Genomic DNA, 14,889 nt, shown 5'->3' on the forward strand with positions numbered 1-14,889 from the left:
TCAGTCTGTAGAGCGACCATAAGACCAGAACAGAGTAAATCTGTTAAGGCAGGTGCGAAAAATCCTTCGGGAAAGAAGCAGAAACCCAAATCGTGAGGTTTGGGAATCGCCGTCCGTTTTACGGCGGCGAGGATGTCAATTTAGATGTAGCCGCCCCGTGGCATCGCAGCCTTGTCTTTGTATTCTAAATGAATCATAATACAATCTTGCATGAAGTATAATACAGGACAAGGACATGACCGATGTGACTGTTTCCCAATCAGCGATCGCTATTATCGGCGGTGGTTTCAGCGGTTCTCTGGTGGCAGCCAATCTCCTACGAAACGCCGCTGTACCACTGACCATCAAGTTAATTGAACCCAACCCGCAATTAGGAAGAGGAGTCGCTTACCAAACACAATTTCTCTGTCACCTACTGAACGTACCGGCTGGCAAAATGAGTGCCTTTGTCGATGAACCGGCACACTTCTTGAACTGGCTGCATCAGAACGGGCAGGAACAAGTGACAGCATCCACCTTCGTGCCGCGCCAGATTTATGGAGATTACGTGCAGGCGCTCTTGAAGGAAGCAAGGGAGAAAGCTCCGGCTTATATACAGTTAGAGCAAATCGTCGAGCGAGCGATCGCCATCGAAACGCTCCCCAACTATACAAAGGTCTATCTGAGCAGCGGCCGGTGTTTGTCTGTGCAGAAGGTAGTGCTGGCATTGGGCAATTTTCCCGCCTCTTGGCCAAAACCCATTGCCCTGCTGTCGAACCGCGATCGCTATGCCCGGCATGGTTGGTCGGCTGAGGCAACCTACGGCTTAAATCCAGAAGATTCGCTATTGCTGGTGGGAACCGGACTGACGATGGCTGATGTAGTGGTTGCCTTGCGCTCTCAAGGATTCCAGGGACAGATCCATGCCGTCTCGCGCCACGGATTGAGCCCCCACTCTCACCAAGGGACTTCCCCTTATCCTGCCTTTATTGACCTAGAGACTGCGCCAAAAACAACGCGAGGATTACTCCACTTAGTGCGCCAAGAAGTGAGATCTGCTCAGGCACAGGGGCAAAACTGGCGGGCGGTATTTGATGCCCTGCGTCCGCTCACGACAGAACTCTGGCAAGCACTGCCCTTAAAAGAACAGGAGCGATTTCTGCGCCACGTCAAGGCTTACTGGGAAGTTCACCGCCATCGAATCGCGCCGGAAATTGCTGAGAATCTCAATGCAGCCGTGCAGTCCGGTCAATTGAGATATTATGCCGGGCGGATTCAAAGCTGCCAGCAGTTGGGGGATCGGGTGGCGGTGACAGTTCGGGAACGGGGCAGCCACAGAGATCTCTTTTTTCAGGTCAATCGGATTGTCAACTGCACCGGCTCAAACTCTCACTATAGCCAACACCCCTTGCTGGTAAACCTACAACAACAAGGGCTACTCCGCCCTAGCCCAGTGTCAATTGGTATCGACACTGCCCCCAATGGTGCCCTCATTGATGCTGGGGGAAATGTTTCCCAACGGCTTTATACGTTGGGAACGCTACGCAATGGCAATCTTTGGGAATCCATTGCCGTTCCCGAAATCCGGGTGCAGGCTGCTAATCTCGCCGAGGAGATTCTACAATCCCTGTCGCTCAAGCCAATGAATAGGTTTGAGTCAGTTTAGTCAAGCGCTGTCTTTGTTTTGGGAACCGGGAATATAATCGCTAACGTCTCCCGTAACCACACCACCACGCTGCCCGTCAATACTGACTGGAACATCGCCCACGATGGTGATCCGTTGCACCCGACGGGGGCGATCGCCATAGTCTGCAATCGCGTAATGCTGGGTAGAACGATTATCCCAAAAAGCGATATCCCCCACTTGCCAACGCCAACGTACCGTGTTTTCCGGACGAGTGACGTAGGATTGCAAAAGTTTTAGGGTATCGAAAGAATCCTCTGAAGAAAGTCCTTGAATCCGACGGGCGAAGGATCCTAACACCAGCGATCGCTCACCGGATTCAGGATGAACGCGCACCGCCGGATGGATAGCCTCATAAATTGTCGATTGGAAAACCTTGGCGTAATCCCTTTTGGCTTGGGAAATATCAACCGTAGAAGCGGCATAATCCGAGTGATTGGTATGAACAACCCACAGATGCTCAGCTAAGGCTTTCAAATGGGGTGGCAAATCTTCATATCCTGTCACCGTATTAGCCCACATCGTATCCCCTCCATATTGCGGAATAATAACCGCACGCAAAATCGAGCCTAAGGGCGGTCGTTCTACAAAAGTAACGTCGGTATGCCAAAGATCCGTATAGGCATGGTGTCGCCGATAATCTAAATCAAAAATTTCAGGGTAATCCGTTAAGTAACCCGGTACGGTGGGGTGAGCTTTTGTCAACTCGCCAAAACGACGGGCAAAAGCGATGTGACCCTTTTCGTCTAAGGTTTGTTGTCGAAAAAAAATAACTTTGTATTGAATCAACGCTTTACGGATCTCCGCGATTAGATCATCGCTCGGATTTTGACTCAGATCGATGCCAACGATCTCGGCTCCAATTCGCCCGGCGATCGGTTGAATATTGAAATAGTTGAAACCCATAGATTTATCCTCCAGTTCCTAGTTCTCACCGCCTCAGATCGGTGACTTAAATACGAAAAATGCAAGAGCAAATGTGGTGATAACGGGATTTTTAGAAAGTAAACGTGGTTCTGACTGTCCCGATGATCCCGTCGGGATTTCCCGCATCCTGGTTAGGCGCGGTGATCCAGATTACCCCCGGCGTGATCGAGATATTCTTCGTCAATTGGTACTTATAAAACGCCTCCAGATGGAGCGAGAGATCGTTCGGGCTAGTATCTCCCCGATACGGCTCTGCGCCCACCACGAGACCGCCTAAATTTCCCTCTTTCCCCAGATCGGGAAAGCCGAGTCCTAGCGCGTAGTACCAGATATCGGCACTACCGGAACCGCTAGTCCTTCGGGCGTTGGTGTAACCGAAGAAACCGTTAAGAATGACGTAGGGGTTAAACTGGAAGAAACCCGAAACCCCGTAGGAGTTCGAGGAAACCGGCCCGCTAAAGGGCGCGTTCGCGGGAGCCGTACCGATTTTCGCCCCTCCCGTGCCGAAGTCGAAGAGAGGTCCGTCCGGTTGATAGGCGTGGACGTAGGTGAGCGCAATACCCGCGTTCGCGCCGGGCAACCAAGCTAGTTGGAACAGGGTGTTATATTCCCCGTTAAATAAACCGTTTCCCGGATTGGGATTTCCCGATGTATCGTCTCCCGCCAGATAGCCGGCACTGATGGTAAACTGTTTGCCGATGTTGTAATTTAGACCGACTCCCGAACCCCCGCCGAGGGTATAGACGGGATTGAATTGGGCGAAGATACTGAGGGCTTTCCGGCCGTTCGTCCCTCCCCCGATCACGGGGTTGAGGGTCGGGGCGAAATCCCACCAGCGACCGCTATAGGCCGGGAGATAGACGTACAGATCGCCCACGGGAAACTCGTAGGCGAGCCAGTCGAGGACGATATCGTTGCCGTTCCCCGCCGGGAGGTTAAAGGTTTGGTTGCCCTGGGCGTTATTGGGGAATCCGGGGAGTTGCAATCGGGTCGCACTACTGGCCGCCAATCGGACGGTTAAGAGGTCTTTTCCAGTAAAGCTAGACTCCAAGGATAGACGAACCCGATCTTGAAACACAAGGTTACTTCCCTGTATCGAACCTTGGAACGCGTCGGTCAGGGCAAAGATTACTTCTCCCTTCAGTTTTGTCGTCGTCGAGAATTGATGATTTTCTAGAAAAGCGGTGCGCTGTTCGAGATTGTCGAGCCTGGCACCCAAGGCCGCCAACTCGGCGGCGAATTCCTCCGCCAATCGGTTAAGCTGAACGATATCCTCGCGGGCGATCGCTACATTTTCCTGAAGTAACCGCTCGATCGTGTTCAGACAGGCGTTTAAGCCCGCGGCGAACTCCCATCGCGTTAAGGCTCGATCGCCCCGAAAGGTTCTGTCGGGATAGCCGACGATACAGCCGTACCGTTCCACTAATTGTTGCAGTGCTTGATAGGCCCACGCGCTCGGCGATACGTCCCGCAATTGGGAAACCGAAGTGATCTGGGCCATCGGCGGCTGGTTTTCTAAAAATTTTTCCTCGGCCCGCGACGAATTCGCGCTCGCCAGGGCCATCCCTACCAAAACCGAACCCGAAAATAATCGAACTAGAAATCCCTCGAACATACTTCTAGACTCCTTCACCGCGAATTAAATACAGTAAGTTGATAGGCATACTGTATTTATTGATTGATTGATCGAGGAGTATGACACAAATTTCCGAGCGGTGCAAGTTTTGTCAGGATATCCAGACTCTTCGCTAGGTCGTTCCATTAGTTATTATCCATGGCTGCCAGTTTACTTTTTTGAGCGTTGCTGAATTAAGGTATAAATGACAACCTTGCACCCAGCCAAAAGCTAGTCTAGGTCTAGGTTTTAAAATCCTAAAAAAGAAAATTTATATCTCAAACCAGCAACACCAGAAATCTTTGTCAAGTACAATTTATACAAAATTATATGAGTTTATTTTGATCAACAAACTTGACTTTTTTGGTCGGCTTGCCCTAGGATAATGAAATCTCGATGGACTAGCTAACTTTACGAATTCGTGATTAGGCGACACGAGAGAAATTAGCCGTAGTTCGATCATTTCTTTCCGAGAAACGATCGCTCTTTTACTATCAGCCGCGAGGGAGTTGTATGGTTTTGAAACCGGAAAGGACACCCACCCGAAATCCTTCTCGAAAATCCCCGATCTATCGTTTTCTGACTCCGGAGCGAGCGATCTCTGTGGGATCGGTGCTGCTGATCTTCGCCCTCTGGTATCTCAGTACGTCTTTAGGCTGGGCCAATCCCCTGTTTCTCCCAACGCCTGCAGCGGTTTGGTCGGCGTTTGTCGATATTCTGCAAAGTGGCTACAAGGGCCACTCGCTTCTCTATCATCTTTTTCAGAGTATGTACCGACTGATGGCGGCGCTAGTGCTGGCGACTGTTACCGCCATCCCCTTGGGTATGTTATGCGGTTTCTCCAAACTGATCCGAGCAGCCCTTGACCCAATTATCGAGTTCTACCGACCGCTACCCCCCCTCGCTTACTACACCCTGTTAGTCATCTGGTTAGGCATCGAGAATCCGTCGAAAGTCGCCCTTTTATTCCTGGCCGCCTTCGCCCCACTTTTTCTAGCGGTGGTTTCCGGGGTGGAACGGATTTCGAGCGACCGGATCAACGGCGCACGATCCCTCGGTGCTTCCGGCTGGCAGTTATTTGTCTATGTCATATTCCCCTCCTGCCTGCCGGAAATTTTCACCGGATTGCGAACGGCGATCGGGGTTTCCTATTCCACCCTAGTGGCGGCCGAAATGGTCGCCGCTACTTCGGGTATCGGTTGGATGGTACTTGATGCCAGTAAATTTCTCCGCAGCGATGTCATTTTCGTCGGCATTACCATCATGGGGTTGGTCGCCATAGCGATCGACGCAGTGATCCGTTGGATAGAGAAAACCCAATTGCCCTGGATTGGTCGCGACACGTGAGTTTTTTTTAGTGATTGTAACGAGATATCTTATGCGTTTGAAACGTCGAGAAGTATTGTTAGGTTTATTGGGCGCGAGCTTACCTTTGGTCGTCTCTAGCTGTGTCAGCGAGAAGACCGGGAGTTCTTCTAACCCGTCCCCCCCCACAACCGGAACACTTCCGGAAAAAATCCGCATCGGCTATCAGGTGATCCCCAATCCCGAACTACTCGCGAAAGCCTTGGGACTGGCGGACAAAGCCTTTCCTGATGCCAAGGTAGAATACATCAGCTTCGATTCGGGACGGGACGTGAACACCGCAATCGCCGCAAAAGGAATCGATTTCGGGGCGTTGGGTACGGTTCCCGCCAGCGTGGGTATCGCCAGTGGATTACCCTATCAGGTGTATTTTATCCTCGACGTGATCGGCGCGGCGGAGGCGTTGATCGTGAAGAAAGGCATCAAGTCGATCGCCGATCTCAAGGGCAAAAAAGTGGCCACTCCCTTCGGTTCTACTGCTCATTTCTCCTTGGAATCCCTACTGGCGCTGGAAAATATTCCCGAGAAGGACGTGAAGATATTGGATCTACAACCCCCAGATATCGTCGCCGCTTGGCAGCGGGGCGATATCGACGCGAGTTACGTCTGGCAACCGAATCTCGGTAAACTCCAGAAAGACGGGGGAACGGTACTGATATCCTCGGCCGATCTCGCCCAAAAAGGCATTATCACGGCGGATCTCGGGGTGGTGCGAACGGAATTCGCCGGACAGTACCCCGAGGTGGTGAAGCGATATATCGCCGTGTTGGATGAGGCGGTTAAGACATACCGGAGCGATCCGGAAAACGCGATCAAAGCTTTAGCTAAGGAACTGAATATCACACCGGAGGAAACGGCCGCCGCGGTCAAAGAGTTGATCTGGTTGGATTCGAGCGAACAGCGATCGCCGAAATATCTGGGGACGACCGACAATCCGGGTGACTTCGCCAGAATCCTTAAGGAATCGGCAGATTTCGCGGTCAGCCAGAAAAAAATCACCAGTGCGCCCGATCTGGCCACCTTTCAAAAAAGCCTCCTTACCAAAGCCCTCTAGTTTCTGAAAATCCATGAGTTACTCTTTTGATCCGAAAACTATCTCCGATACCCTGACGCGAGAAGTGAGCGTTTGCGAACTAGCCAACGTCGGTGTTACCTTCGGCTCAGGTAGCGAAGGAAATGAAGTCTTGCGGGACATTAATCTAAGCTTGTTCGCAGGAGATTTCGTCTGCGTGTTAGGCTCTTCTGGGTGCGGTAAGACGACGTTATTACGGGTCTTGGCTGGCTACCAACGGCCGACGACGGGAATGGTCACCGTTGCGGGGAAACGACATACCGAACCTGATCCCGATGTGGGGGTCGTGTTTCAACGTCCTAACCTGTTCCCTTGGTTAACGATCGCCAAAAATATCGAATTTGGCCCAAAAATGAAAGGAGTGAGCGATCGGGAACGAAAACAAAGGGTATCCGCCACTTTGGAGATGGTGGGACTCTCGGAAGCGGCGAATTTCTTCCCCTATCAGCTTTCCGGGGGGATGCAACAACGATCAGCGATCGCCCGTACCCTAGCCGCCGAACCAGCGATTATTCTCATGGACGAACCTTTTGGCGCACTCGACGCGCTCACCCGCGAATCGATCCAAACCCATCTCAGAGGCATTTGGCAGAGAACAGGGAAAACGATCTTTTTCATCACCCATGACGTGGAAGAGACTCTCTTACTCGCCACCCGCATCGTTGTCCTCCACGCTCGTCCCGGTCGCGTGGTTAAGGATATCGTCAATCCTTTTGCCCACCGTGACCACGAGGTAACCCCGGCTTCTTTGCGGCTATCCCGAGAATTCCTAGAGATGCGACAGAATTTGGTTGATAGTATTCGCAGCGACGAGATATAGTCACTTGATCCCTTTAGGGATTTCAATTTCTCGCTCTATTGTTCAATCATTACAGTTTATAAGTAAGTAGTTATAATTAAATTGAAGATAGATTTTGCGTCTGATCCCCCCTGTCCCCCTTGATAAGGGGGGTGCCGATCCCCCCTTAATCCCCCCTTGATAAGGGGGGTGCCGATCCCCCCTGCCCCCCTTGATAAGGGGGGTGCCGATCCCCCCTTAATCCCCCCTTGATAAGGGGGGTGTCTGAGAACTTTTAACACCTACCTACTCAATCACTTTTGAACAAATCACTCATTAGCCGCTAATCATGTTTGCCAGTATTATCCCGCAACCCAGCAGTAGGCTAAAGCGAGCGCGAGCCTTCCGCCGTGCCTCCCTGATTTTTAATCCCGTCTCAGGACAGGGCAATGCCGAAGCACAACTAGCAACGATCAAAGACTTATTGGAACCCCATATCGCTCTCGCTATCTACCCCACCTCCGTAGAAGTAGGAGCCGAACAACTGACCCGTGAAGCAATAGCAAAAGGTACTGAATTAATTATTGCTTCTGGAGGCGATGGAACGGTTTCGGAGGTAGCGAGTGTTCTTATCGGCACAGGCATCCCTTTAGCAGTGATTCCTCGCGGTACAGCCAATGCTTTTGCCAACGGATTAGGATTGCCCACCACCATCGAAGAAGCCTGTATTGCCATTTTACAGGGAGCGACCCTGACGATTGATACAGCCCGCTGTAACGACAGAGCCATGCTGCTGCTGGCGGGTATTGGTTTCGAGGCGGAAACAGTACAGGAAGCCGATCGAAAATTAAAAAACGAATTTGGTATTCTGGCTTATATTTTAGCGGGACTTGACCGCTTACAAAATCTCGTACCTTTTACGGCGGAAATTACCACAGAAAATGAGAAATTTACTGTCTCTGCCGCTGCTGTCACGGTGGCTAATATTGCCCCGCCTACGTCAATTTTGGCTCAGGGAGTCGGTCAAACCAAGCCAGACGATGGTTTATTAGACGTGACGATTCTCACCCCCAGTGATGCCCTAGAAGCCCTAGCCAACGCGATCGAGTTATTTGAAAGTGGACTGATTCACCAACCAACAGAAAGCCACCATATCGGCTATCTGCGAGCCAAACAAGTGCAAGTAACAACTAATCCTCCCCAAGCCATTACCATTGATGGGGAAATGGCGGGGGAAACTCCCACTACTTTTGAGATTGTTCCTGCCAGCCTAACAGTGGTCACTTTCTATGAACAAGTTATTCAAAAAAGGTTACGCGGCTTGCTTGATTTAACGGTTGCAGAAGAAACACAAGTGGAAGTCCTCGTCGTTAAATACTATGTTCCTCCTCTCAATTGGGAAAGGACCTTAACTAAAGTCATTGCTGAAGTAGCAGAAACATCTATTGCTTGGTGGGAAACCTTCAGAAGAGCAAGCATCGAAGTGGGTGAACTCCTGATTAAAAGCCTCCATCAAACCTTAGCAGCAGTAGCAAAAAGCATTGATCAACTAGGAGAATCCTTGCTGCTATCTAATCGAGCAGAAGTGGAGCAGTTAGAAAAATCTATCCCGATGGGGGAAACTTTTCCGCTATCGACTGCCCCGGAAATTGTCCATCAAATTGCCGGACGAATTCGCTGGCGGATTCCTCGACTGCGGAAAGATGCTGGCTATGCCGCTCAACTCCAGCAAATACTAGAGTCTGTCGAGGGAGTGACGGAAGTTAAGATTAATTCTATTGCAGCCTCCCTCGCAGTTAGTTATACAGAAGATAGCTTGTCAGTTAAAGAGTTTGAACAGAAAATTAAACTAGCAATGGCACAAGTTTAAAAAGTCAATAGTAAGGGGAAGTTGAGTCAGATGTTAGAAGTAGAATATGAAGTGATTCATGCGGTTCCAGGGCGCGTTCGCTTGCGTGTTCCTCGACTGCGCCAAGATGAGTATTATGGACTGAAAGTGCAGGGTTTATTGGAGGCAATAGAACCGGTAATTGAGGCTCAAGTATTTCCCGTCAATCAGGCTTTGATTGTCCAATATCAAAGAGCTGCTTTCTCTCAAACTCAGTTACAGCAACAATTAGCAACAATCCTTGAGCAAGCTTTAGCTTACCAACCAACTCAGCCCCTGGCGATTAAATTGCCGGGGTATCAGTCGAATGGTTTAACTCTCTACGAACTTGCTCAAGCTCATAAAATTAAGCGTTGGTGGTTAGAAATTCCCAATTTTTTAACGACTTTAATTGCTAGATTGTTGGGTGTATTTGGGCAGTTTACTGATTGGCTTATTCCAGAAAAATGGATCAATGAGACATTAAATTTGTGCGATCGCCTAGCGGAAAAATGGCAAGAAGAGTGGGATCAATTGAAACACCTAGCTGGAGTTGAGAAAGATCACGACTGGCAAAAAGTCTCCTTAGCAGATTGCGATCACTTAGCGAAGAAAGTCCAGCAAAAAACCTTGGCAACTGCTGAAGTGGAAGGGACAATTGCCGGTTTGATAGGAGTTATCGGAGTAATTAGCGAAATCCCACTGTCCATAGTTCAATCTCTGCAAACTATTCAGAGAATTGGCTTATGTTATGGTTACTCGACCACAACGGAACAGGAGCGGAATTTTGCTTGGATTATCTTAGCAGCAGCTACCGCCCAAACTCCAGAGGCTAAATGGCAAGCGGTGGATAATTTGAGAGACAGTCACAGGCAATTTTCTCGCCAAGCTTTTGACAATTTTCTCACCGAAATCGGCGACAAAGGTGCAATCTCGCTGGCAGCTGAAACGATTTTCCAGCAAGCGACTATCTATTTAGCTCCCAGTTCAGTAGGTGGGGCAATTCCTTGGTTAGGTGCTATCTCTAGCGGCGTTGGTTTGAGTTTATTTCTCAATCAAGTGGCGGATGCCGCTCGCCGTGCCTATCAAATGCGTTGGCTGCTGGATAATCAGAAGCTTTCTTGTGAATTATGAATTATGAATTATGAATGGGGAAGAAAGTCAGTGTACCTGATTACTCTGAATACCGCTATGTTAAGAAACAGAATATCTAAATCCTTTCTAAAAATTGGGTTGGCGTTGAAAGCGTAAAAGGATAGGTATGGCTAACCCAATGGGAATAGCTAAAGTCATTAAAAAAGCTTTTGTCATCATGCCTAGGGTGGTGGCAAGTAATAAAGAACTGGCATTCTCTGGTATGGTCATAATCTGAATTAAGCCGCTTGCTGCTTGAAACGCAAAGATTCCTGGTACTATTCCCACTACCGCCCCAAAAGCGATTACAGCCGGTGGCGCGTGAAAACGATTAGAAAAATAAAGCGCCATGGTTCCCACAACAGCAGAAGCAATTAAATTACCCCAAATAATACCTGGTCCATGGTCAATACACAACCATCTTACTCCATGTCCCACCATGCCACAGATAATGCAAGCCCATAACATTTTCGGCGGCACATTAAAGAAAATGGCGAATCCCATAGCCGCTAATCCCGCAAAAATCACATCTTCAAATAGAGGCAAGGGAGAAACAGGATTACTGACAGGTAGTAAGGCGTTTGTAACCGTTGTCGAGAGAAGTAAACCAAAAGCGATTGAACTAAGAATTACTAAACTATACTCTAGACGTGCCATGCCCATGGGAATATGATTCTCGACTAAATCTAAGACTCCATTAATCAGATGAACCCCCGGTACTAACATCATCGACGGGATGAGAAAACAGATATTAGGAGTAGAACTCCATCCTAGTTGAACTGCCACTCCCCCGATACATCCCCCCAAAAAAGCAGCTAGAAAATTAAGTAAAAAAGGATTAAAATGCCTTTTCCCCAGTTCTTGCCGTAAGATAACGCCCACTGCTGTAGCAATTCCCGTAATCACAAAAGAAGCCCAGTCTCCCTGAAAAATACGGGCTAAACTTGCCCCTGTAAGGCCTAACATCAGAATAATGAACCAGCGAGGGTAATAAATAGGGGGATATTTATCGATCTTTTCTAATTTCTGGATTAACTCAGTCAAGGTTAAACGATTTTGCTGAAACTTTTCGAGCGATAAAAAAACCTGAGTAATTAAAGCCATATTAACGGCAATGCTGGTGATGGGGCGACTAAAGTGTGAGGAATATTCATTTTCACTCTTTACAGTTAGTTTAATGGCTTCATATTCACAATATACCCGGACTTCTACCCCGAATTTTTCCGCTAATTGCTGAATGGTTTGATGCACTCGTTCAGTGGTGGTACTGTGCTGCAATAAGATGCGGCCAGTTAACAGCATCAGGTGAAAATAATCAGGAAAAGACGGAGATTTAGGGGATAAATAGGATTTTGAGGTCGAAGGATCGCACTCCACTTTGGTTTTTCTCCCTTTTTAATTAGAAATTAGACTTTGCAAAAAAACTATACCTGTGTCATCATACCGCACCTACATCTAAAAGAGTTGACTCTTCCAAAATGATGGAGGAAACTGTATAGCTTGCATTATGAACTGGAGGCGGCGTGAATTCTGCTTAAGGGGAAATACTTATGGCTCAAGTAAAGGTTTTCTATGAACCGAAAATCGTAATTAACAATTATGTTCTATCATATATTTTTTTAGTACGGCATTAATTAAAGTCTGATATTTTTTGGGAAATTGCTGTTTATACCAAGCAACAACTGAGGGATCAAGCTGAAGAGTTACAGGAACTTTTAGAGGAGAATTAACAGTAGCTTCTTGCCAAAATTCGGCATCAGTAGCAGGTAAATCTGAATAATCTATATCAGAATCTTTCATCTGACCAAGGATATTTAATTGTTCCTCTCTCGACATACTCATAATAAATTCTCCTTTCCTCTGCATTAGCGCGTCTTGTAGATATAAGCCGTATTTTCTGTTCTCGTAGAGTGTACACTGCAACTAGGACAAATTCTCCTAAAAGTCCCAAAGCGATTAATCTTTCTTCGCCGTAGTCTCTGCGATTATCAGGTTTTGAGATCCAGACTCCTGAAAAGATTTCCTTGGCAAAATCAAAGTCAATCCCGTGTTTTTCAATATTGATGTTGTTCTTTTGGTCATCCCACTCGAACTCCATAACCTAAGAAATTATACTGCGATCGCCAGCGATGTATAATACACCCTCCCAACTACCAAGATAACCTGTAGTCTGGAAATCATGCCCACTGGGGAGATGCAAGGCTTAACAACAGTTAATCAATAATTACCTAACAATGTTAGCGAAATTTTGAACCCTATTACCGAATCCTACACACCGCGCCACAATCCCTCACGGAAGGCAGTAGGTCGCCTGAGAAGCAGTAAAACAGAGAAAAACACCTGAAAATCCTTCCTCTGTGACTTTTAATCTCATCCTGCTCTCCTTTTCCGGTTTGAAAGAATATCTGTTTGGAGTTCGGAATTCGGAGTTATTACCTTCTAACTCCTAACTCCTAACTCCCCATCATTGATGCTTTTCTTTTGTTGAACGTAGCTCTGAAAATCGGCGAGGGTCAGTTCATCTAACCACTGGTGTCGCTCGGCAGTGTAATCTCCATAGCCGACTTCCAATTGTTGCAGGAAGCGGAGCATTCCCACCACCCCTAAAGAGTCAACTAAAGCTTGATATCCTTGTTTTCTCAGTTCAGCTAATTTCATTGCCATCCTCCTGTGAGGTAAATATAACTGAGTTAGGTTTTTGCGCCCTCGTTCGTAGCGGCGGCGGATGACTTACCTCCATGCCAGACCGAATGAGGGGAGTAGTCAGTTGATTCAGTTGGATTAGGGGGCAATCTCTACTTGCGGAGTAGTTTTCTTGTCATCTTTTGGCGGGATTTGGTCAGCAGTTAAAGTCACGATTTGTCCATCTTTAAGAAGACTAATCGATTCTCCTAATCTTCGATGTCTTTCTATCGCTTCGGCAATAGCGGCTCTTACTCCTGTGTCAATTTGCTCAGATAATTTGTCAGAGATTCTTTTAGTCATTGGTTTCTGAGGTTATTTGTTGCCAGAGCGGGGGGGAATAAATAATCGGTTGTTGCTTGAGTGGGCGTTCAGCCACTAAGAGCGGGTCATCCCTAGAATTATCATAGACAATCCACTTATCGCACAGAGGTAAATATAACTGAGTTAAGTTTTTGCGCCCTCGTTCGTAGCGGCGGCGGATGACTTCTTCAGGGATATTATGCCCCCCGCTTTCTACTCGCCTGTGAACTCTTTCAATGGCTAATCCCGGGGTTTGTAGCCAGAAGTAAATCAAGTTAATTGTATATCCTTGACTTTTACAGCCTCTCAAAAAAGGGGCAAAGCTTCGGGCGGCTAAGGTCGTCTCAAAGGCAAAATCGGCTCTTTCTTGAACCAGGGTGTCTAGACGATCTAACATTAAACGTCCCGCTTGTCTGGCAACAGATTCAGGGTTAAAAGGCGATAGTCCAGAAGCAATCTCATCGGCATTGACATATTCAAAAACGTCAAGAAAATTAGGCAACAATCTCCGAGCAACAGTGGTTTTGCCTGACCCATTAGCCCTGCCGATTACATAAATATTAGGCATCAGTTATTTAAGAAAACAGCGATAGGGCATTAAGACGGCTATAGAACCAGAGTTGACTTCAGCTATTGTATCATAGAAAGGGCTGAATTTTCCTAAATGAATCTGATGATTTGCTAGACTTGAATTGAAAAGTTTAAATCTTGATGAAATTAACTCTCATCCTCCCCGTTTCTGAGTTAAACTCAAAGCCAAAGTCTTGGTTGTCTCAATGAAGCAGTCAGAATCAATTCAGGTTTTATTCGGCAGGTTTTTCACCTATCTCGGCTTGTCGGCAGTTTTCATCTTGTTAGGACTAAGTATTGGGATTATTGGCTATCACTGGACGGTCGGTTTGAGTTGGGTGGATGCCTTAGTCGAAGCGTCAATGATTCTGAGCGGGATGGGACCGATTAGCACTTTACCAACTACCAGTGCGAAGATTTTTGCCTCCCTCTATGCTCTCTTCAGTGGCTTGGTTTTTGTCCTGGCAATGGGGATTGTTTTATCCCCCGTTGTCTATAGTTTGCTCAGGCAATTTGATATTAAGAGAAAAGACTGGGAATCTTAATAGTTATCAACTTCCAATCTTAGTTCCCTGCGCTCTGAAATGCTGACATTGATGTACCATATAAGGTACAATAACTGAGGGCGTAACGATTGAAAAGACTGCCAGCCAAGTTTTTTCGCGCCGAAGGGGGAGCGGAGCCAGTCAAGGACTGGTTGAAAACTCTCAGCCGTGAAGATTGCCGGATTATTGGCAGCGACATCAAGGACGGGTCGTTTAGCTTTCCCATCGGGGTGGTGATTCGGTAGTAGTGATGGCGGCTTAATCCTTTGCCAGCTGTGCGTTGTAGTCATGGATAAAATACCAAACAGCCCCAACGTGATTCTCCATTTTTTTAGAGAAAGATAGACTCTCTCTCACCAGCCGAGAAA

Annotated in this window: 16 protein-coding genes and 1 pseudogene; 8 read left to right on the top strand and 9 right to left on the bottom strand. The window is 47.7% G+C overall.

What is annotated here, in order from left to right; all coding sequences use genetic code 11:
- Nucleotides 1–235: 235 nt before the first annotated feature.
- A complete protein-coding gene (locus tag IM515_RS17385) occupies nucleotides 236–1,645 on the top strand; it encodes an FAD/NAD(P)-binding protein (protein ID WP_287630312.1) in 1,410 nt (469 codons plus the stop codon).
- On the opposite strand, the gene IM515_RS17390 is transcribed toward IM515_RS17385, so the two are convergent.
- Both IM515_RS17390 and IM515_RS17395 read right to left on the bottom strand, forming a co-directional pair.
- Nucleotides 1,646–2,569, bottom strand: coding sequence for a TauD/TfdA dioxygenase family protein (locus IM515_RS17390; protein WP_287630313.1), 924 nt, complete (start codon nucleotides 2,567–2,569; stop codon nucleotides 1,646–1,648).
- 91 nt (nucleotides 2,570–2,660) lie between these two features.
- Complete coding sequence (locus IM515_RS17395; RefSeq protein ID WP_287630314.1) at nucleotides 2,661–4,205, bottom strand: iron uptake porin; 1,545 nt, start codon at nucleotides 4,203–4,205, stop codon at nucleotides 2,661–2,663.
- Nucleotides 4,206–4,985: 780 nt separating this feature from the next.
- On the opposite strand from IM515_RS17395, the gene IM515_RS17400 reads away from it, so the two are divergent.
- The 5 genes from IM515_RS17400 to IM515_RS17420 all read left to right on the top strand — a co-directional run bounded on the left by IM515_RS17400 (nucleotide 4,986) and on the right by IM515_RS17420 (nucleotide 10,421).
- Nucleotides 4,986–5,552 (top strand): ABC transporter permease subunit, encoded by a 567-nt coding sequence (locus IM515_RS17400; protein WP_287630316.1) that lies wholly within the window; start codon nucleotides 4,986–4,988, stop codon nucleotides 5,550–5,552.
- Between the two features lie 31 nt (nucleotides 5,553–5,583).
- Nucleotides 5,584–6,624, top strand: a complete 1,041-nt coding sequence (locus tag IM515_RS17405) for a taurine ABC transporter substrate-binding protein (RefSeq protein WP_287630317.1) — start codon at nucleotides 5,584–5,586, stop codon at nucleotides 6,622–6,624.
- A gap of 13 nt (nucleotides 6,625–6,637) precedes the next feature.
- Nucleotides 6,638–7,462, top strand: a complete 825-nt coding sequence (locus IM515_RS17410; RefSeq protein ID WP_287630318.1) for an ABC transporter ATP-binding protein — start codon at nucleotides 6,638–6,640, stop codon at nucleotides 7,460–7,462.
- A gap of 307 nt (nucleotides 7,463–7,769) precedes the next feature.
- Nucleotides 7,770–9,290 (top strand): YegS/Rv2252/BmrU family lipid kinase, encoded by a 1,521-nt coding sequence (locus tag IM515_RS17415; protein WP_287630319.1) that lies wholly within the window; start codon nucleotides 7,770–7,772, stop codon nucleotides 9,288–9,290.
- 30 nt (nucleotides 9,291–9,320) lie between these two features.
- The gene (locus IM515_RS17420) at nucleotides 9,321–10,421 is read left to right on the top strand and encodes an EcsC family protein (protein ID WP_287630320.1); all 1,101 of its coding nucleotides are present in this window, start codon (nucleotides 9,321–9,323) and stop codon (nucleotides 10,419–10,421) included.
- 87 nt (nucleotides 10,422–10,508) lie between these two features.
- Here IM515_RS17420 and IM515_RS17425 read toward each other — a convergent pair whose 3' ends face one another.
- The 6 genes from IM515_RS17425 to IM515_RS17450 all read right to left on the bottom strand — a co-directional run bounded on the left by IM515_RS17425 (nucleotide 10,509) and on the right by IM515_RS17450 (nucleotide 13,974).
- The gene (locus IM515_RS17425; protein ID WP_287630322.1) at nucleotides 10,509–11,798 is read right to left on the bottom strand and encodes a threonine/serine exporter family protein; all 1,290 of its coding nucleotides are present in this window, start codon (nucleotides 11,796–11,798) and stop codon (nucleotides 10,509–10,511) included.
- Between the two features lie 213 nt (nucleotides 11,799–12,011).
- The gene (locus IM515_RS17430; RefSeq protein WP_287630323.1) at nucleotides 12,012–12,263 is read right to left on the bottom strand and encodes a BrnA antitoxin family protein; all 252 of its coding nucleotides are present in this window, start codon (nucleotides 12,261–12,263) and stop codon (nucleotides 12,012–12,014) included.
- Complete coding sequence (locus IM515_RS17435) at nucleotides 12,208–12,519, bottom strand: BrnT family toxin (RefSeq protein WP_287630324.1); 312 nt, start codon at nucleotides 12,517–12,519, stop codon at nucleotides 12,208–12,210. Before IM515_RS17435 ends, IM515_RS17430 begins: the two co-directional genes overlap by 56 nt.
- Nucleotides 12,520–12,860: 341 nt before the next feature.
- Nucleotides 12,861–13,079, bottom strand: a complete 219-nt coding sequence (locus IM515_RS17440; RefSeq protein ID WP_287630325.1) for a hypothetical protein — start codon at nucleotides 13,077–13,079, stop codon at nucleotides 12,861–12,863.
- A gap of 123 nt (nucleotides 13,080–13,202) precedes the next feature.
- Nucleotides 13,203–13,406 carry a hypothetical protein gene (locus IM515_RS17445; RefSeq protein ID WP_185240554.1) on the bottom strand — a complete coding sequence of 68 codons (204 nt, stop codon included), beginning with the start codon at nucleotides 13,404–13,406 and terminating at the stop codon, nucleotides 13,203–13,205.
- The gene (locus IM515_RS17450) at nucleotides 13,399–13,974 is read right to left on the bottom strand and encodes an ATPase (protein ID WP_287630326.1); all 576 of its coding nucleotides are present in this window, start codon (nucleotides 13,972–13,974) and stop codon (nucleotides 13,399–13,401) included. The genes IM515_RS17445 and IM515_RS17450 overlap by 8 nt, the downstream gene beginning before the upstream one ends.
- 208 nt (nucleotides 13,975–14,182) lie before the next feature.
- Here IM515_RS17450 and IM515_RS17455 point away from each other — a divergent pair, with 208 nt between their 5' ends.
- On the top strand, nucleotides 14,183–14,521 hold the full coding sequence (locus IM515_RS17455; protein WP_185240552.1) for a two pore domain potassium channel family protein: 339 nt from the start codon (nucleotides 14,183–14,185) through the stop codon (nucleotides 14,519–14,521).
- Between the two features lie 89 nt (nucleotides 14,522–14,610).
- Nucleotides 14,611–14,766, top strand: a complete 156-nt coding sequence (locus IM515_RS17460; protein ID WP_287630327.1) for a hypothetical protein — start codon at nucleotides 14,611–14,613, stop codon at nucleotides 14,764–14,766.
- Nucleotides 14,767–14,779: 13 nt separating this feature from the next.
- Here IM515_RS17460 and IM515_RS17465 read toward each other — a convergent pair.
- Nucleotides 14,780–14,889 (bottom strand): annotated as a pseudogene (locus IM515_RS17465) (IS1 family transposase); the annotation flags it as partial.

It is taken from the genome of Microcystis sp. M44BS1 (assembly GCF_020244875.1).
Lineage (GTDB): Bacteria > Cyanobacteriota > Cyanobacteriia > Cyanobacteriales > Microcystaceae > Microcystis > Microcystis panniformis.